Consider the following 18,339-nt stretch of genomic DNA (forward strand, 5'->3'; position numbering starts at 1 on the left):
CTTCGTGGCTATCGAGACGATATGGCCGATCCGCGGATCATCGACATTCAGCTAGACGAGGGCACGATCCTGTGGCGATCGGCCGATATCGAGCAGGAACGCCGGATCGCGATCTTCGACCTGATCGAAGAAAATCATTTCGCGCCGCAGCGTGCCACGCCCGACGATTACGCCGGCCCGTACCGCGTGCTGCTCTCGGTCGAGGAAGGCCGGCTGGTCATCCAAATGAAGCGCGCCGACGACACGCCGATCGAGACGCTGATCCTCGGGCTCGCCCGCTTCCGGCGTCCGATCCGCGACTATTTCGCGATCTGCGACAGCTATTTCCAGGCGATCCGGCAATCGACGCCCGCGCAGATCGAGACGGTCGACATGGCGCGGCGCGGTATCCACAACGAGGCGGCGGAACTGCTGAAGGAGAGGCTCGACGGCAAGATCGAGATCGATTTCGACACCGCCCGGCGGCTGTTCACCCTTATCTGCGTCCTCCATATCAAGGCCTGACCGATGTTCCCCGAAGAAGCGAACGGCGAAGCAACCCGGCTGATCGCCGCGGCGCGCGAGGCGGCGCGCCACGCCCACGCGCCCTATTCGCGCTTCGCGGTCGGCGCGGCCGTCTTGCTGACCGATGGCAGCGTCGTCACGGGTGCCAACGTCGAGAATGCGAGCTACGGCCTGTCGCTCTGCGCCGAAACGGTCGCGATCGCGAGCGTCAGTGCGTCGGGACGGCTGCGCGAGGTCGTCGCGGTCGGGGTGATCGGCGGCGCGATGGATGCCGAAGGCCGCGCGACCGGCAGCGATCCGGTCAGCCCGTGCGGGCGCTGCCGGCAAGTCATCAACGAGGCGGCGCAGATGGGTGGCCGCGACGTCGCCGTCTATTGCGGCGGCGCGCTAGGTGACACGATCGTGCGCTATCGCCTGTCCGAATTGCTACCCGACGCGTTCGGACCTGCCGACCTCGGCGTCGGTTGAAAGGTCGCAGCGCAACGCAGGTGCGCGCGCCTGCGTGCGGGCGCGTGATGGCACGACGATAATAAAGAGCGCGGTCGCTGTGGCAGGCCGATGGCGTGTAGGACAGCTGCGTCGTGCACGTTCAGCGGCGTAGCAGATGCTCCGGCAACCGTTAAACGCGTTCGCGCTGCCGTACCTTTGCACGGCCGTTGGCGACGGCCGTCTTCGGCAAGTGCCGATCGAAAGATCGAGAAAGAATGAATGAGCCACCAAAGGTGGTACGGGCGGTCGGGCTCGAACCGACACTCTGTCTCCAGAACCAGATTTTGAGTCTAGCGCGTCTACCAATTCCACCACGCCCGCGTGGGTGACGCCCCTGTGACAGGCTATTTCGCGCCCGTCCAGATGGTTTGTGACACGGCGTATGCGACCGCCGTGGCGATCAGCGCTTGAACGCGCCCTTGCCGAACCGCTTCACCGTCGGTTGCGAATCGCCGGGCGACTTGCGTGCGCGTTGCGGATCGATCTCGCGGTCAAAAGCGACACCGGCGCGCCCCTCGATCTGCCAGGCGATCCGCCCCGCGATCCAGCCGAGGCCGCGCACCTCGACCTCGACATCGCCCTCGGGCGCGACCGGATAAGGCAGTTCTACCATCAGCCCGCCCGCAGACAGGTTGCGCACGCGCACGTCGACGGGCTGCTTGCCCGCCATGCGCATCTTCGCCATCAGAAACAGGCTGTCGCGGCCGCGCGTCGCATCGACCCCGGCGTTCACGCCTGGATCGGGCTCGAACACGCTTTTTCCCAAATGCTCCATCAACCCCACCGCCTGTCGGTCCGATCGCCGTCGTAGCCGCGCGGCGGTAAAGAACCGCTTACCATGGGGCAGGTCCGATCAATCGTCGCGAGAGATCTTTTCGTGCCGCTCATGCCGCTCCTGCGCCTCGACGGTCATCGTCGCGATCGGACGGGCTTCCAGCCGCTGCAGGCTGATCGGCTCGCCGGTGACCTCGCAATAGCCGTATTCGCCTTCCTCGAGCCGCCGCAGCGCCGCGTCGATCTTGGATACCAGCTTGCGCTGCCGGTCGCGGGTGCGAAGCTCGATCGACCAGTCGGTTTCGCTCGACGCGCGATCGGTCAGATCGGATTCACGCAGCGAATCGATCTGCAACTGCGACAGCGTGCCCAGGCTTTCGCGCAGGATCGCTTCCTTCCAATCGTACAATTTCTGTCGGAAATACGCCTGCTGGCGCGGGTTCATGAACGGTTCGTCGGCGCTCGGCCGGTAACCATTATTGTCATCAACCGCGACCGCGGCTTCTTCGATACGATTCAACACCGTAGCCATCGACACTCTCCCGCCTGCGCGCCAGGAATGATCGTCAACACCGCTGGTGCGCCCCCTGCCGGGGCCTATAACCGCGGTCGTACACGACGACAAGCGAACAGGTTAGTTTCCGTAAGATCGTGTCGCTGACGCCGGCCTGAACGAAATTCCACGCCCCTTCCGATTCAGTCCCAGCGTGACACGTTAACCATGTTGTCGGCCGAGGCCACGCGATACATGATGCGCAAAGCGTGACATTGGTGGTTAAGGGCGTTGCACTTAAGCCTTTGTTTTGCACTTTGGTGCATGGGCGGAGCGATAGCGCTGCTTTGGGTTTTTCCGCGACGGTTCGCATCGTCGCCAACGAGAGAGTGATGGCATGTCTGTGCGGATGGCGTTGGCAAAACTTTGCGCGTGCACCTGCGGTGGCGCACTGATCGGTGGTGGTGCGGTGCACGTGGCGGAAACGGCCAAGCATCGCACGGCCTACGCGAAGAAGGCGACCAACCGCGTCGTCCGTCGCAGCTACGCCAGCAAGGGCAGCGTTCGTCGCATCGTGCGCAGCGCGGGCAACAATTGTGCGGCGACGACGGTGACGGTCGCCAGCACTGGTGCACCGGTTCCGGTGCCCCTGCCCGAGCCGGTTCCCGCGTTCGTCGGTGGCGGCGGCGCGGTCGCAGCGCCGATCGGCGGCGGCGGCTTCTACGGCGGTGGTGGCGGCGGGTTCTTCGCCGGCGGTTTCTTTGGCGGGTCGGGCGGCAGCAGCGGCAGCAGCGGCGCCATCGTGGTGTCGTCCACCTCGACCTCCAGCTCGACCGGCGGCGCGGTCGTCGGCATCGACAATTCGAACAAGAACGAGAACAACGTCGACAATTCGAGCAAGAACAACAACGACAACTCGAGCAATAATTCCAGCAACAACAACAACTCAAGCAATAACACGAATAACAACAACAATCAGAACAGCAACGAACAGAGCCAGAATCAGAACCAGGAACAACAGCAGAACCAGGGCCAGCATCAATCTAGCTCAACCAGCACGTCGAGTTCGACCAGTTCCTCAACTTCCTCGTCGTCCTATGGCTCAAGCTCGAAGGGCTGGGGATCGAGCCACGGCTGGGGATCGAACAACGGCTGGGATCATGGCTGCAAGGGCGGTCATTGCGCCCCGCCGCCGGGATCGAGCAACGGCACGCCTGCGCCAGTTCCCGCGCCGCCGATGATGTTGCTGTTCGGCGCCGCGGCCGCCGCGCTGGTCGCGCGCAAGCGGCTGGCGAAGCGCGAGACCGTGGCAGCGTAATCCCGATATTTGCGGGCGATCGGAAAAGGGGCCGGTGCAGCACATGCACCGGCCCCTTTTTATGTGTGATCGAAGCGTTCAGGCGGCCTGCAATGCTTTTTCGATCTCGTCGATCGGGTGGCCGGTCAAATCCTTGTCGAGCTCGCCCGACAGGCGACGCTCCACCTCCTTATGGTAGTGCTTGCGAAGCTCGCCCAATGTCTTGGGTGGCGCGACGACGATCAGCGAGTCGTAATTGTTGGCGAGCGCGCGCTTCTTAAGCAACTCGGCCGCGTCCGCGGCGAAACGGTCCTCCTCCAGCTGGTGGAAGTCGGTCTCGCCCATGCTGCCGCGCCCCGCGGCGAACTGCGCGCCACCACCGCCCGCGTTGCCCGAGCCGCCTTGCGCGCCGCCATGCGCACCCGCACCCGATTGCGTCGATGAGGCCGCGCCGGCAGCGTCGGTCTTCTGATCGCGATCGGCGGGGTTCGGCTTTTCCTGCGCAGTTTCGACGACCAGGTTCGGGTAATCCGCATCGCCCTCGTTGCGCAGGAACAAGAGCTTGCGTCCGTCCGCCACCAGCACGACGGATTTATGAGGGACCTGCATCGCGTTCTCCTTTGTTTCGCCCCGATCCAACGCTGCCGTCCCCGCGCGGGTTGCGCCGGTCGGGGGCGGTTGCCATAGCTCGGCCACCATGCACGACATCCGCCTGATCCGGGACGATCCCGCCGCCTTCGACGCCGCGCTTGCCAAGCGGGGGCTGGCTCCGGTTTCAGCCGAGGTGCTGGCGATAGACGAACGCTCGCGCACGCTGACGACCGAGGTCCAGACGGTGCTCGCACGGCGCAACGAAGCGTCAAAGGCGATCGGCACGGCGAAAGCGCGGCGCGACGATCCGACCGACCTGATGGCGGAGGTGGCGGCACTGAAGGAGCGCTTGCCCGAACTTGAGGCGGATCAAAAAGCGGTGGCCGCGGCGCTGGTCGACAAGCTGGCGACGATCCCGAACCTGCCGGCGAACAATGTGCCGACGGGCAAGGACGAGAGCGACAATGTCGAGCTGAAACGCTGGGGCACGCCGCGCACGTTTGACTTCGCCCCGAAGGAGCACGCCGATCTCGGCCCGGCGCTGGGGATGGATTTCGAGACCGGCGCGCGCTTGTCGGGTGCGCGCTTCACCTTTCTGCGCGGCGGCATGGCGCGGCTGCACCGCGCGCTGGCGCAGTTCATGCTTGACCGCCACGTCGAAGATAACGGCTATGTCGAGTGCAACCCGCCGGTGCTGGTCGGCGATGCGGCGATGTACGGCACCGACAAGCTGCCCAAGTTCGCCGACGATTCGTTTCGCACGACCGATGGCCGCTGGCTGATCCCCACCGCCGAGGTCAGCCTGACCGCGTCGGTCGTCGATCGCATCCTGGGCGACCTATCAGAGCCGATGCGGATGACCGCGCACACGCTTTGTTTCCGCAGCGAGGCGGGCGCCGCCGGGCGCGACACGCGCGGCTTCATCCGGCAACACCAATTCGAGAAGGTCGAGCTCGTCACCGTCTGCCGCCCCGACGACAGCGACGCCGAGCATGAGCGGATGACGCGGTGCGCGGAAGGCGTGCTCGAAGCGCTCGACCTTCCCTACCGCCGGCTGCTGCTGTGCACCGGGGACATGGGGTTCGGCGCACGTCGCACCTACGATTTGGAGGTGTGGCTGCCCGGACAGGACGCGTGGCGCGAAATCTCGTCATGCTCGACCATCGGCGATTTCCAGGCGCGGCGCATGAACACGCGGTTCCGGCCCGATGGCGAGAAGGGCACGCGCTTCGTTCATACGCTGAACGGTTCGGGTCTGGCGGTCGGGCGGACGCTAGTGGCGGTGCTGGAGAACTACCAGCAAGCGGACGGATCGATCACGGTGCCCGCGGTGCTGCAACCGTATATGGGCGGCGTCGAGCAGCTAAGCCCACGCTGATGCGCATCCTGCTCTCCAACGACGACGGCTATCACGCGCCCGGCCTTGCGGTGCTGGAGCGGATCGCGGCCGAGCTCTCCGACGATGTCTGGGTGGTAGCGCCGGCGGAGGAGCAGTCGGGGACGGGCCGATCGCTCACGCTGACCCGCCCGTTGCGGGTGCGCAAATTCGCCGAGCGGCGCTTCGCGGTCAGCGGCACGCCGACCGACGCGGTTATGCTGGCGCTTGCCGAGTTGATGGACGGCAAGCCCGACCTGATCCTTTCGGGGGTCAACCGCGGCGGCAATCTGGCCGAGGACGTGATGTATTCGGGCACCGTCTCCGCCGCGATGGAGGGCGCGCTCGCCGGTATCCGCTCGATCGCGCTCAGCCAGCGGTACGCGGCGGTCGAGCCGGGCGACGACGTGTCGTTTGCGGTGGCGGCGGCATGGGGCGCGCGCACGATCCGGCCGCTGCTCGACATGGAATGGACGCCGCGCACGGTCGTCAACATCAACTTTCCCGCGGTCGAGCCTGAGGCGGTGCGCGGCGTCACCGCCGTGCGTCAGGGGCTGCGCGATTACGGGCGTGTCCGTTTCGAGACGCGGCGCGACCCGCGCGGCTACGATTATCGCTGGATGTCGCTCGGCGGCATGACGACCCCGCCTGCACCCGATACCGACCTGTCGCGCGTCGCCGATGGCTGGATCACCGTTACCCCGCTGCATCTCGACCTGACGCACGAGGCGTCGCTGGCATCGCTCTCCCGCGTGTACGGCGAGGCATAGGGGAATGCGGCGGGTCGCGGCGACGGGATGGCTCCTGCTCATCGGCGGCGCGCTGGCGGGCTGTATCCCGAACGGGGTCGATCGCGGCTACGATACGCCGCCGCCGCCGCGCGATGGTGACCGCTGGTCACGCGCGCTCGAGGAACAGGATCGGCCTTATGAGCGCAGTGTCGAAGCGCCGCCGCGCCGCATCGAGCGGCCGCGCCGCGATGCCGACCTGCCGCCTCCGCGCGACCTGCCCGCTGCCGACCGCAATGTCGCCGCGCGAACCGTGGTCGATCGCCAGACCGGCGTGGCGCAACTGCCTGCGCCAGCGCCTGCATGGGAGGCGCGTCCGGTCGAGGCCGACGCGCGCGAGGTCGAGACGCAGGAATATACTGTCGCGCCCGGCGACACGCTGAGCCGCGTCGCCGACCGCACCGGGGTCGCCGCCGAGGCGATCGCGCGCGCAAACGACCTGGTCGAGCCGTACACGATCCAGGTCGGCGAGCGGCTGACGATACCCGGCGGACGCTATCACCTCGTCCGCGCGGGCCAGACCGGCATCGCGATCGCGCGCGCCTATGGCGTGCCGTGGTCGCAGGTGATCGCCGCCAACCAGCTCGCGGAGCCGTACACGCTTCGCACCGGGCAGCGCGTGCTGATCCCCGGCACGTCGACACGCAGCGTCTCGGCCGCGCAGCGCGCCGCCGCCTTCACGCTCGACGTCGACTCGATCCTGACCGGCGGCGAGCCGGCGGTGGCAGTCAATCAGGCGCCGGCAAAGGCGGTCGCGACGCCGCGCCGCGTGCTCGCAGCAACCACCCCGGTCGCCGCCCCGCTCGGCTCGCCCGGCCAGTTCGCCTGGCCTGCGACCGGGCAGCTGATCCGCCGCTTCGGCCCCGGCGGATCGGGCGAGCGCAACGACGGGATCAAGATCGCGCTGCCCTTGCAGACACCGATCAAGGCGACCGCCGACGGCACCGTCGCCTATGTCGGCGACGGGATCGCCGCGCTGGGCGGATTGGTCATCGTCCGCCACGGCGGCGGCTGGACCTCGGTCTACGGCCACGCGAGCAAATTGCTCGTGCAGCGCGGACAGGCGGTGAAGAAGGGGCAGACGATCGCGCTGTCAGGCGACACCGGCTTCGCCGACCGACCGGAGCTACATTTCGAGCTGCGCAAGGGTCGCACCCCGGTCGACCCGATCAGGCAGTTGCCGTCACGCTAGCGATTGCGTCCGCGTTGATGCTAAGCGCGCCGCCGACATGACCGACTACAACTCAGACCTGCTCCGCACGCTCTCGACGCGCGGTTACATCCACCAGATGACCGACGCCGCCGCGCTCGACGCGCTGGCGGCGAAGCAGGTCGTGCCCGGCTATATCGGCTTCGATCCCACCGCCCCCTCGCTCCACGTCGGCAGCTTGGTGCAGATCATGATGCTCCGGCGGATGCAGCAGACCGGGCACAAGCCGATCGCGCTGATGGGCGGCGGCACCGGCAAGATCGGCGACCCGAGCTTCAAGGACGAGGCGCGCAAGCTGTCGTCGCAGGACACGATCGACGCCAATATCGCCGGCATCCAGCGCATCTTCGACCGCTTCCTGACCTTCGGCGAGGGCGAGACCGACGCGGTGATGGTCAATAACGCCGAGTGGCTCGATCAGCTCGAATACATCCCGTTCCTGCGCGAGGTGGGCCAGCATTTCTCGGTCAACCGGATGCTCGGCTTCGATTCGGTCAAGCTGCGGCTCGACCGCGAGCAGTCGCTGAGCTTTCTCGAGTTCAACTACATGATCCTGCAGGGCTACGACTTCGCCGAGCTCAACCGCCGCCGCGGCGTGCGCTTGCAGATGGGCGGGTCGGACCAATGGGGCAATATCGTCAACGGCGTCGACCTCGCGCGGCGGATGGACGGCGCGGAGGTCTATGGCCTCACCACCCCGCTGCTGACCAAGGCGGATGGCTCCAAGATGGGCAAGTCGGTCGACGGCGCAGTGTGGCTGCACGAGGACCAGCTGCCGCACTTCGACTACTGGCAGTTCTGGCGCAACACCGATGACCGTGATGTCGGCCGCTTCCTGCGGCTGTTCACCGACTTGGCCGTGGACGAGATCGCGCGACTGGAAGCCTTGGGCGGCGCAGAGATCAACGAGGCGAAGAAGGTGCTCGCCAACGAGGCAACGGCGCTATGCCGCGGGCGCGCCGCGGCCGACGAAGCCGCGGAAACGGCGCGTCGCACCTTCGAGGAGGGCGCGAGCGGGGCGACGCTGCCGTCGGTCAACGCCTTGGGCTCGATCGCGCTGGTCGACGCGCTCGTCGCGCTCGGCTTCGCCGGATCGAAGGGTGAGGCGCGTCGGCTCATCAAGGGCGGCGGCGCACGGGTCGCGGGCGAGAAGGTCAGCGACGAGGCCGCGGTCGTGACAGTCGGCGCTGAGCCGGTCCGCGTCTCCGCGGGCAAGAAGCACCACGGGCTCGTCAATCCGGGCTGAGCGGACGCTCAGCCGCGACGCACGACCACCACGCCCAGGATCACCAGCGCGACACCGATCGCTCTCATCGGGGTGATCGGCTGCTGCGGCAGGCCCAACAGCCCGAATCGATCGATCAGCATGGCGGTGACGAGCTGGCTCGCGACTGCCGCGGTCAGCGTGACCCCAAGTCCCAATCGCGGCGTCGCGAAGGCGAGCGCGGCGACGAACGCCGCGCCGTAGAACCCGCCCAGCCACGCCCACCACGGCGCGTTCCTAGCCGCCGACACGGGCGTGCGATCAGCCAGCCAGATCACGAGCAGCGCCGCGGTGCCGACCGCGAACGAGATCAGCGCGGCGAGCCACACCGATCCCGACACCTTGGCGAGCGCGGCGTTGGTCGGCGGTTGCAGCGCGACGCCGATCCCGGCGATCAGCACGGCCAGGATCGGGAACAACGCCTGCATTTTGTCTCCTCACCCCGATCGGAGCAGCTGCACCCCCTGATCACGATCGAACAGGTAGAGCGCGACGCGTGCCGCCTGCCCGCGCGCGCCGGCGAGACCACCGTCGCGGTCGATCAGCAACCGCGTGTCATCGGTCGCGGACGGCAGAAGTTCCCCGAGCAGTTCGGGCGTCGCGAGCCGGAACACCGCCTCCCCTGACTGGCGCGTGCCGAGCAGTTCGCCGCCACCGCGCAGCCGCAAATCCTCCTCGGCGATGCGGAAGCCGTCGTTGGTCTCGCGCATCAGCGCGAGCCGCGCGCGTGCCGTTTCACTCAATGCCGAGCCACGCAGCAGCAGGCAGACCGACTTGCCGCCGCCGCGGCCGACCCGCCCGCGCAATTGGTGCAACTGCGCCAGCCCGAAACGGTCGGCATGCTCGATCACGATCAGCGTCGCATTGGGCACGTCGACGCCGACCTCGATCACCGTGGTCGCGACCAGCACGCCGAGTTCTCCGGCAGAGAAGCGCGCCATCACCGCGTCCTTCTCGGCCGGCTTCATGCGGCCGTGGACCAGCCCCACCCGATTGCCGAAGCGCGATACCAGTGTCTCCGCGCGGGCCTCGGCGGCTTGCAGGTCGCTCGTCTCGCTTTCCTCGACCAGCGGGCAGACCCAATAGGCCTGTTTTCCCTCCGACAGGTGCCGGCCGAGCGCGTTGACGACCTCGTCGGTGCGCTCCTCCAACATGACCCGCGTCTCGATCGGCTCGCGGCCGGGCGGCATTTCGTCCAACTGGCTCTGGTCCATCTCGCCGTAGCGGGCGAGCGTCAGCGTGCGCGGGATCGGCGTCGCGGTCATCGCCAGCACGTGCGGCGGCACGCGCCCCTTGTCCTGCAACAGCAGGCGCTGCGCGACACCGAAGCGATGCTGCTCGTCGACCACGACGAGCCCCAGGTCCTTGTACCCGACCGCCTCTTGGAAGATCGCGTGCGTGCCGACCAGCAGGTCGATCGATCCGTTGGCCAGCCCCATCAGCGTCGCCTCGCGCGCGCGGCCCTTGTCGCGCCCGGTCAGCACCGCGATCTCGACCGGCAATCCGGCGAGCAGGCGGCGGAGCGAGTCGTAATGCTGGCGCGCGAGGATCTCGGTCGGTGCCAGCATCGCGCCCTGTGCACCCGCCTCGATCGCGATCAGCAGCGCCATCAGTGCGACCAGCGTCTTGCCCGCACCCACATCGCCTTGCAGCAGCCGCAGCATGGGAGCCGATTGTGCCAGATCGCCCTCGATCTCGCGCACCGTGCGCGACTGCGCGCCCGTCGGCGTATAGGGCAGCCGCAGCAGGTCGCGTAAGCGCCCGTCACCCGCGAGCGCCCGCCCGCGTCGTCGTCGCGTGTCGGCGCGCACAATCGAGAGCGCGAGCTGGTTCGCGAACACCTCGTCATAAGCGAGCCGCGCGCGCGCCCTTGCATCCGCCGGGTCGGCGTGGACGCGCGCGATCGCCTCGTGCCAGTCGGGCCAGTCGTGCTTGGCCTTGAGGCTCGGCTCGATCCATTCGGGCAGCACCGGCACGCGCGTCAGCGCCTGCGCGACCAGCGCCGCGATCCGCTTCGACGTGATCCCTTCCGACAACGGATAGATCGCCTCGCGCTCACGGAGCCCGTCGCCGTCCTCGATCTGCTCCGGATGCACCATCTGGAGCTGATCGCCATATTGCTCCAGCTTGCCCGACACGCGCTTCGCCTCGCCAATCGGGAACAGCTTCTTCGCCCAGCCCGACGAGCCGCCGAAGAAGGTTAGGCTGATGGTATTGCCGTGTGTGTCGGTAGCCTGCACCCGCGTCGGCGCGCGCGGCGAGCTGCTGGTGCGGTATTCGCGCGCCGTCAACGTGATGACGATCGTGCGGCCGACGTCGCCCTGCATCAGCTCGTCGCGCGGCAGCCGGTCGATCCAGCCGGTCGGCAGATGAAACAGAAGATCGATCACGCGCGAAATCCGCAACCGTTCGAGCGGCCGCGCGAGCGAGGGCCCGACGCCCTTCAGCGACGTGACCTCGGCGAACAGCGGATTGAGGATATCGGGACGCATGACTACATGCGCTGACCTAGTCAGCCGCTCCCCGACTTGCCAGAAAAAGCGTGTCGGGCCGGGCGCCTCAACCCTCTGGCCCGGAGCGCACCCATGACCGATCCCAAGAGCGAACAACCTATCCGCATCAAGCGCCTGCGCTTCCGTGCCTGGCACCGCGGCACGCGCGAGGCCGACCTGATGATCGGCGGCTATTTCGACGCGCATCACGCGTCGTGGTCGGCGGACGAGCTCGACTGGTTCGAGGCGCTCTTGGAGGAACAGGACGTCGACATCATGGGCTGGGCGATCGGATCGATCCCCTGCCCGCCGCAGTGGAACGGACCGATGATGCAGGGCATGCGTTCGCTCGACTTCGTGCCCCTGCCCTGAACAAGCGCCTGACCGCTACACCCCATCACAGACGGATAGCCGCCACTTGCCCGAATTGAACACGATCCTCGACGCCACCGTGCCGCTGACCTTGTCGGGGGTGCCGTCGGGGTTCCTGCCCTCGCTGCTGGCCGACATTGCGCGCGCGGCGCACTTGCGCGCGGTCTATGTCGCGGCGGACGAGGCGCAGATGCGCGCCGTGGCGGCGACCGCGACGTGGTTCGCGCCCGAGCTCGAGATCGTCCAGCTGCCGGCGTGGGATTGCCTCCCCTACGACCGCGCTTCGCCGACGCTACGCATCATGGCGGAGCGGATCGGCGCGCTGCACCGGTTGCAGGCCAAGCCGAAAGGCCCGCAACTCGTCCTGACCACCGTCAACGCCGCGACGCAGCGCACGCTGACCCCATTCCGCATCCGGCAGTTGGTCGCCGAATTGAAGCCCGGCGCCCGGATCGACCGCGACAAGCTCGCCGCGCTGTTGCAGGCGAACGGCTACGTCCGCACCGACACCGTTCACGATCAGGGCGAATATGCCGTGCGCGGCGGCATCGTCGACCTGTTCCCCAGCGGCGAGGAACAGGCGCTCAGGCTCGACTTCTTCGGCGACGAGATCGAGACGGTCCGCACCTTCGATCCCGCCGACCAGCGCACGACCGGCCGCGTCGACGGCTTTGTGCTGCTGCCCGCGTCAGAAGCGCTGCTCGACGAGGAAAGCGTCAAGCGCTTCCGCACGCGCTACCGCGAGAAGTTCGGCGCGACCGCGACTGGCGATCCGTTGTACCAGGCGGTCAGCGACGGAAGGCGGCTGGCCGGCATGGAACACTGGCTGCCGCTGTTCGAGGACAAGCTGGCGACGCTCTGGGATCACCTCGGCGACGCAGTCGTCGTGCGCGACAGCGGCGCGCCTGCCGCAGCCGAGGCGCGGCTTGAAGCGATCGCCGACTATTACGAGAACCGCAAGCGCGCCGAGGCGGCCGAGCCCGGCAGCTATCGCGCACTACCCGCCAAGACGCTCTACCTCGACGCCGACGAATGGCAGGCCGAGGTCACCGCTGCGCCGGCGCACCTCGTCTCGCCCTTTCACGAGCCGCCCTCGGCGCGCGTGCTCGACTTCGAGGTCGACGGCCCGCGCGACTTCGCGCCAGAGCGCGCCAATCAGGCCAACGTGTACGAGGCAGTGGTCGCGCACGTCGCCCGGCTGAAGAAGGAAGGCCGAAAGGCCATTCTCGCCAGCTATTCGGTCGGCGCGCGTGAGCGGTTGAAGAGCCTGCTCGAAGATCACGATCTGGTCGGCGCTCGCCTCGCCGACACATGGCAGGAGGCGCTGGGCACGGCCGAGCGCGGTGTGGCGCTGACCGTCGTTGCGCTCGATCACGGCTTCACCGCGCCGGGTGTCGCAGTGCTGACCGAGCAGGACATGCTGGGCGACCGGCTGGTTCGCCGTGCCAAGCGCCGTAAGTCGGCCGACGCCTTCCTCGCCGAACTCGCGACGCTCTCGCCCGGCGATCTGGTGGTCCACAGCGACCACGGCATCGGTCGCTACGAAGGACTGATGCAGATACCCGTCGGCAAGGCGCCGCACGATTGCGTGGCCTTGAGCTACGCCGGCGGCGACAAGCTCTACGTGCCGGTGGAGAACCTGGAAGTGCTGTCGCGCTACGGCAGCGGCGAGGATGGCGCGTCCCTCGACAAGCTCGGCGGCGAGGCGTGGCAGCGGCGCAAGAGCCGGATGAAGGAGCGCATCCGCGAGATCGCGGGCGAACTCATCAAGACCGCGGCCGAGCGCGCGCTGCGCCCGGGCGAGGTCGCCGAGCCCGACAGCGCCGGCTACCCCGCCTTCGTCGATCGCTTCCCGTACGAGGAAACCGACGATCAGGATCGCGCGATCGGCGACGTGCTGGCCGATCTGGCGGCGGGCAAGCCCATGGACCGCTTGATCGTCGGCGACGTCGGCTTCGGCAAGACCGAGGTCGCGCTGCGCGCCGCCTTCGTCGCAGCGATGGCGGGGATGCAGGTCGCGGTAATCTGCCCGACGACGCTGCTCGCACGACAGCATTTCACCAACTTCTCGGCGCGGTTCGAAGGCTTCCCGATCAACATCGGGCGGCTCTCCCGCCTCGTTCCCGCGGCGGAGGCGAAGAAGACCAAGGAGGGGCTGGCGGACGGCAGCATCGACGTGGTCGTCGGCACCCACGCGCTGCTCGCCAAGGGGTTGGACTTCAAGCGTATCGGCCTCGTCATCGTCGACGAAGAGCAACGATTCGGGGTGACGCACAAGGAGCGGTTGAAGGCGCTCCGTGCCGACGTTCACATGCTGACCCTGACCGCCACGCCGATCCCCCGAACGCTGCAGATGGCGATGTCTGGCCTGCGCGAACTGTCGGTGATCCAGACCCCGCCGGTCGACCGGCTCGCGGTGCGCACCTATGTCATGCCGTGGGATCCGGTCGTGCTGCGCGAGGCGCTGCTGCGGGAGCATTATCGCGGCGGGCAGAGCTTCCTCGTCACGCCGCGGATCGCCGACCTGCCCGACATCGAGGATTATCTGCGCAAGGAAGTGCCCGAAATACGCTTCGTCGTCGCACACGGGCAGATGAGCCCGACCGAGGTCGAGGAGCGGATGAGCGCATTCTACGACAAGAAGTTCGAGGTGCTGGTCTCCACGTCGATCATCGAGAGCGGCATCGACATCGCGTCGGCCAACACGATGATCGTCAACCGTGCCGACCGCTTCGGCCTGGCGCAGCTCTACCAGTTGCGCGGCCGGGTCGGCCGATCGAAGACGCGCGCATACGCCTATATGGTCAGCCCGCCCGAGCGACAGATGACTGAGGCGGCCGACAAGCGCCTGAAGGTGCTGTCCGATCTCGACACGCTGGGTGCGGGGTTCCAGCTCGCCAGCCACGACCTCGACATTCGTGGTGCGGGCAATCTGCTCGGCGACGAGCAGTCGGGGCATATCAAGGAGGTCGGCTACGAACTCTACCAGTCGATGCTGGAGGAGGCGATCATGGACGCCAAGGCGGGTGGCCTGCGTGACGCACCACGCGACTTCTCGCCGCAGATCACGGTCGATGCTCCGATCCTGATCCCGGAGGAATATGTCCCCGACCTCGACCTGCGGATGGGGCTGTACCGCCGCCTGAACGAGGTCGACGAGCGTGCCGGACTGGACGCGTTCGCCGCCGAGATGATCGACCGTTTCGGGCCCTTGCCGGAGGCGACCGACAACCTCGTCAAGATCATGGAGATCAAGCTCAACGCAAAGAAGGCATGCGTGGCGAAGCTCGACGTCGGACCGAAGGGCGCGCTGGTCGCGTTCCACGACGACAAGCCGCCCAACGTATCGGGGCTGCTCGCCTATGTCGACAAGCTGGGGCCGATTGCCAAGCTGCGCCCCGACAGCAAGCTGGCGGTCAGCCGCGCATGGGGCGATCCGCAGGCGCGGCTGAACGGCGCGCTGCAACTGTCGAAAGGGTTGGCGAAGGCGGCCGCCTGACGCGCTACGCCACGCCGACCAGTCGTGCGAGGGTGGCGCTGTCGAGTGCAGCCGAACACAGGAAGCCCTGATAATAGGTGCAGCCGCGCGCTTCGAGCAACGCGCGCTGCTCCTCCGTCTCGACGCCCTCGGCGATCGTCTCCAGCCCGAGCGCGTTCGCGATCGCGATCACGCCCTCCACCACCGCTCGGTGTCGTCGGTCGCCGACGATGCTTTGCGTCAGCCGCAGGTCGATCTTGAGGTAATCGACCGGCAGCGCGGTCAGATAGGCGAGGCTCGAATAACCGGTGCCGAAATCGTCGATCGCGACACGGCAGCCGCCGTCACGCAACGTCGCCAGCAACTCGGTCGCGCCATCGAGATCGTCGATCAACCCGCCTTCGGTGATCTCCGCAGTGACGCGCGCGCGTGCGATGCCGCTCGTATCGACGCGGGCGAGAAAGCGCGCGGCGAAATCGGGGCGCGACAGATCGGCTGCGGTGACGTTCACTGCGACGCGCAAATGCTTGAGCGCGTCGGACCACCCCGCGGCACTCGCCAGCGCGCGCGCAAGGATGTGGTCGGACAGGACGAGGCCGAGATCGGCCCGATCCGACGCTGCCAGCAGCGTCTGCGCGCCCAGTTCGCCGAGTTCGGGATGGTTCCAGCGCGCCAGCGCCTCGACACCCTCGATCCGGCCGTTTCCGAACGCGACCTGCGGCTGGAACAGCACGGCGATCTCGTCGCGCTCGATCGCGCGATGCAGGTCGGCGGCGAGCTGCGCGATCGGGCGATGCGGTGCGGGCGGCGCGATCCGTGTCGTCGCGCCTTCGAGCACGCGCGCGTCGGCAAGCGCGGCGCGCGCGCGTGCGACCAGCGCCTCGGCTTCCTCGCCCTGGCCGCTTGCCACGCCGATCCGGGTGCCGACATGGACGGTGGTCGCACCCACCGCGAAGGGCTGCGCCAGCGCGAACTCGATCGCGGCGATCAGCGGATGCGCCGCCTCGAACGGCAACGGCAGCGCGAGCGTGAACACCGCACCTTCGCGGCTCAGCTCCAGGTCATCGGTCGCGGACAACACGCGCCCGAGCCGGTCGATCGCGACCTTGAGCAGCGCGTCGCCGGTGTCGCGTCCGTAAGCGGCGTTGATGATTTCGAAACTGGCGAGCGCGACGATCGCGACCGTGACCGGACGGTCGTGCGCGATCCACGCATCGATGACGGGACTGGGTGTTGGACCCTCGTGTCCGCGCCGCGCTAAACTGTTTTCCCCCAAAGGACTTCTTCCTCCCACCCGCCACGCGTGTAGCGCGGCGCAACCAAGCCGCCAATCGTTCGTCCTGCTCTTGTGACCCGCCGTGACCCCGCTTAGCTCTACCTCCATGACAACCGAACCGAACAGCGCGGAGTCGTCGCTGATCGACGGCTTTGGCCGGACGATCCGATACCTGCGCGTCTCGGTGACCGATCGCTGCGACCTGCGCTGTCGCTATTGCATGGCGGAGAACATGACGTTCCTGCCACGGTCGCAGATCGCCTCGCTTGATGAACTAGCCATCATCACCGAACGCTTCATCGCACGCGGCGTCGACAAGGTGCGACTGTCGGGTGGAGAACCGTTGGTGCGCCGCGACGTGATCGATCTCGTCCAGCGGCTCGGTCGTCACGTCGGGTCGGGGCTTAAAGAGCTGACGATGACCACCAACGGCACGCGGCTGGCCGGATATGCCGGGCTGCTGGCGGGTGCCGGTATGCGGCGGATCAACGTCAGCATGGACACGCGCGACCCGGACAAGTTCCGCTTCATCACCCGCCATGGCGACGTCGCGCAGGTGCTGAATGGGATCAAGGCGGCCACCGAGACGGGTCTGCGCGTCAAGATCAACATGGTCGCGCTCAAGGACTTCAACGAGCACGAGATCGGCGACATGCTCGCCTGGTGCGTCGGCGAGGGTCATGACCTGACGTTGATCGAGACGATGCCGCTCGGCGATGTGGAAGAGGATCGCACCGATCGGTTCATGCCGCTGACCGTGGTCAAGGAGATGATCGAGGCCCGCTTCGCACTGTCGCGTGACCTGAACGGCACCGGTGGTCCGGCGCGATATTGGCGGGTCGATGGCTCGGACACGCGGCTCGGCCTGATCTCGCCGCTGACCGCCAACTTCTGCGACGGATGCAACCGGGTGCGGCTGACGACCGAGGGCAAGCTTTACACCTGTCTCGGCCACGACGATCAGCGTGACCTGCGCGCGGCGCTGCGCGAGGGCGGGACGGCCGGACTCGACGCTGCGATCGAGAGCGCGCTGGTGACCAAGCCCCGGCGACATGACTTCCGCATCGAGCGCGACGGTGCGCCGGCAATTGCGCGTCACATGAGCGTCACGGGGGGATGAACGACTACCCGCGGCGGGCGCTGCTCGCCTCGCCGACACCGCCCGCGCAGGCGGCGCGTGCCGAACTCGCCGACGCATGGGACTGGGTGCCGGTCGAGGAGGCCGATCTGGTCGTGGCGCTCGGCGGCGACGGCTTCATGCTGCAGACGCTCCACATGCTGCTCGAACGGCGCAAGCCGATCGTCCCGGTGTTCGGCATGAACCTCGGCACCGTCGGTTTCATGATGAACGAGTGGCGCCACCATGGCCTCGAAGAGCGCATTCGTCGCGCCAAGGCGTTCAAGGTCACGCCGCTCACCATGACCGCGACCGGGATCGACGGGCGCGTCCACTCGCTGCCAGCGATCAACGAAGTGTCGCTGCTACGCGAGACGCGGCAGACCGCTAAGCTGGAAGTGTCGGTCAACGACCGCGTCGTGCTCGAGGAACTGTCGTGCGACGGCATTCTGGTGGCGACTCCCGCCGGATCGACCGCGTACAATCTGTCGGCACATGGCCCAATCCTGCCGCTCGGCTCGGCGATGATCGCGCTGACGCCGATCAGTGCGTTCCGCCCGCGGCGCTGGCGTGGCGCGATCCTGCCCGACAAGGCGCGCGTTACCCTGCGGGTGCTTGATGCGGCCAAGCGTCCGGTGTCCGCCGTGGCCGATCAGCGCGAGTTGCGCGATGTCGCCTGTGTCGAGGTTTGCATGGACCGCGCGCGCGAATTGACGTTGTTGTTCGACCCGGAACACGCGCTGGACGACCGAATCTCGATGGAGCAATTCGTCGTCTGAAAAGTCATCGCGAATGACCCGAAAAGGGTTGCACGTCGAA

The 18,339-nt window shown here is 67.4% G+C and carries 17 protein-coding genes and 1 tRNA gene; 11 read left to right on the forward strand and 7 right to left on the reverse strand.

Annotated elements, in window-relative coordinates:
- The first annotated feature begins 21 nt into the window (after positions 1-21).
- Complete coding sequence (locus tag SMN802W_RS0112275; RefSeq protein WP_019517211.1) at positions 22-504, forward strand: UPF0262 family protein; 483 nt, start codon at positions 22-24, stop codon at positions 502-504.
- A gap of 3 nt (positions 505-507) precedes the next feature.
- Positions 508-972, forward strand: a complete 465-nt coding sequence (locus SMN802W_RS0112280) for a cytidine deaminase (protein WP_019517212.1) — start codon at positions 508-510, stop codon at positions 970-972.
- A 255-nt stretch (positions 973-1,227) separates the two neighbouring features.
- Here the strand turns inward: SMN802W_RS0112280 and SMN802W_RS0112285 are convergent.
- From SMN802W_RS0112285 to dksA, 3 genes are all read right to left on the reverse strand, one after another.
- A tRNA-Leu gene (locus tag SMN802W_RS0112285) sits at positions 1,228-1,314 on the reverse strand.
- Between the two features lie 79 nt (positions 1,315-1,393).
- Positions 1,394-1,768: a PilZ domain-containing protein gene (locus tag SMN802W_RS17025; RefSeq protein WP_019517213.1), complete on the reverse strand. Its 375-nt coding sequence runs from the start codon at positions 1,766-1,768 to the stop codon at positions 1,394-1,396.
- 78 nt (positions 1,769-1,846) lie between these two features.
- The gene (gene dksA, locus SMN802W_RS0112295; protein ID WP_019517214.1) at positions 1,847-2,299 is read right to left on the reverse strand and encodes an RNA polymerase-binding protein DksA; all 453 of its coding nucleotides are present in this window, start codon (positions 2,297-2,299) and stop codon (positions 1,847-1,849) included.
- A gap of 358 nt (positions 2,300-2,657) precedes the next feature.
- Here dksA and SMN802W_RS18360 point away from each other — a divergent pair, with 358 nt between their 5' ends.
- The gene (locus SMN802W_RS18360; RefSeq protein ID WP_162140018.1) at positions 2,658-3,578 is read left to right on the forward strand and encodes a hypothetical protein; all 921 of its coding nucleotides are present in this window, start codon (positions 2,658-2,660) and stop codon (positions 3,576-3,578) included.
- A gap of 78 nt (positions 3,579-3,656) precedes the next feature.
- On the opposite strand, the gene SMN802W_RS0112305 is transcribed toward SMN802W_RS18360, so the two are convergent.
- Positions 3,657-4,166, reverse strand: a complete 510-nt coding sequence (locus SMN802W_RS0112305) for a host attachment family protein (RefSeq protein WP_026326074.1) — start codon at positions 4,164-4,166, stop codon at positions 3,657-3,659.
- Between the two features lie 88 nt (positions 4,167-4,254).
- Between SMN802W_RS0112305 and serS the strand changes: the two genes are divergently transcribed.
- Genes serS through tyrS form a run of 4 tightly spaced genes read left to right on the forward strand, consistent with a single transcriptional unit; the run spans position 4,255 to position 8,767 of the window.
- On the forward strand, positions 4,255-5,526 hold the full coding sequence (gene serS, locus SMN802W_RS0112310) for a serine--tRNA ligase (RefSeq protein ID WP_019517217.1): 1,272 nt from the start codon (positions 4,255-4,257) through the stop codon (positions 5,524-5,526).
- Positions 5,526-6,293: a 5'/3'-nucleotidase SurE gene (gene surE / locus SMN802W_RS0112315; protein WP_019517218.1), complete on the forward strand. Its 768-nt coding sequence runs from the start codon at positions 5,526-5,528 to the stop codon at positions 6,291-6,293. The genes serS and surE overlap by 1 nt, the downstream gene beginning before the upstream one ends.
- 4 nt (positions 6,294-6,297) lie before the next feature.
- Positions 6,298-7,503, forward strand: coding sequence for a M23 family metallopeptidase (locus tag SMN802W_RS0112320; protein WP_019517219.1), 1,206 nt, complete (start codon positions 6,298-6,300; stop codon positions 7,501-7,503).
- Between the two features lie 37 nt (positions 7,504-7,540).
- Positions 7,541-8,767: a tyrosine--tRNA ligase gene (tyrS, locus tag SMN802W_RS0112325; RefSeq protein WP_019517220.1), complete on the forward strand. Its 1,227-nt coding sequence runs from the start codon at positions 7,541-7,543 to the stop codon at positions 8,765-8,767.
- A gap of 8 nt (positions 8,768-8,775) precedes the next feature.
- Here tyrS and SMN802W_RS0112330 read toward each other — a convergent pair whose 3' ends face one another.
- The gene (locus SMN802W_RS0112330) at positions 8,776-9,213 is read right to left on the reverse strand and encodes a DMT family transporter (RefSeq protein WP_019517221.1); all 438 of its coding nucleotides are present in this window, start codon (positions 9,211-9,213) and stop codon (positions 8,776-8,778) included.
- A 9-nt stretch (positions 9,214-9,222) separates the two neighbouring features.
- Positions 9,223-11,277, reverse strand: coding sequence for an ATP-dependent DNA helicase RecG (gene recG, locus SMN802W_RS0112335; protein WP_019517222.1), 2,055 nt, complete (start codon positions 11,275-11,277; stop codon positions 9,223-9,225).
- Between the two features lie 93 nt (positions 11,278-11,370).
- Here recG and SMN802W_RS0112340 point away from each other — a divergent pair, with 93 nt between their 5' ends.
- Positions 11,371-11,649 (forward strand): FAD assembly factor SdhE, encoded by a 279-nt coding sequence (locus SMN802W_RS0112340; RefSeq protein ID WP_019517223.1) that lies wholly within the window; start codon positions 11,371-11,373, stop codon positions 11,647-11,649.
- Positions 11,650-11,695: 46 nt separating this feature from the next.
- Positions 11,696-15,148 (forward strand): transcription-repair coupling factor, encoded by a 3,453-nt coding sequence (gene mfd / locus SMN802W_RS0112345; RefSeq protein WP_019517224.1) that lies wholly within the window; start codon positions 11,696-11,698, stop codon positions 15,146-15,148.
- A 4-nt stretch (positions 15,149-15,152) separates the two neighbouring features.
- Here mfd and SMN802W_RS17030 read toward each other — a convergent pair whose 3' ends face one another.
- Positions 15,153-16,403, reverse strand: a complete 1,251-nt coding sequence (locus SMN802W_RS17030; RefSeq protein ID WP_019517225.1) for a GGDEF domain-containing phosphodiesterase — start codon at positions 16,401-16,403, stop codon at positions 15,153-15,155.
- A gap of 106 nt (positions 16,404-16,509) precedes the next feature.
- Here SMN802W_RS17030 and moaA point away from each other — a divergent pair, with 106 nt between their 5' ends.
- Both moaA and SMN802W_RS0112360 read left to right on the forward strand, forming a co-directional pair.
- A complete protein-coding gene (gene moaA, locus SMN802W_RS0112355) occupies positions 16,510-17,523 on the forward strand; it encodes a GTP 3',8-cyclase MoaA (protein ID WP_019517226.1) in 1,014 nt (337 codons plus the stop codon).
- Positions 17,520-18,299, forward strand: a complete 780-nt coding sequence (locus SMN802W_RS0112360; protein WP_019517227.1) for an NAD kinase — start codon at positions 17,520-17,522, stop codon at positions 18,297-18,299. The genes moaA and SMN802W_RS0112360 overlap by 4 nt, the downstream gene beginning before the upstream one ends.
- Positions 18,300-18,339 lie beyond the last annotated feature (40 nt).

Source organism: Sphingomonas sp. Mn802worker (assembly GCF_000382485.1).
GTDB lineage: Bacteria > Pseudomonadota > Alphaproteobacteria > Sphingomonadales > Sphingomonadaceae > Sphingomonas.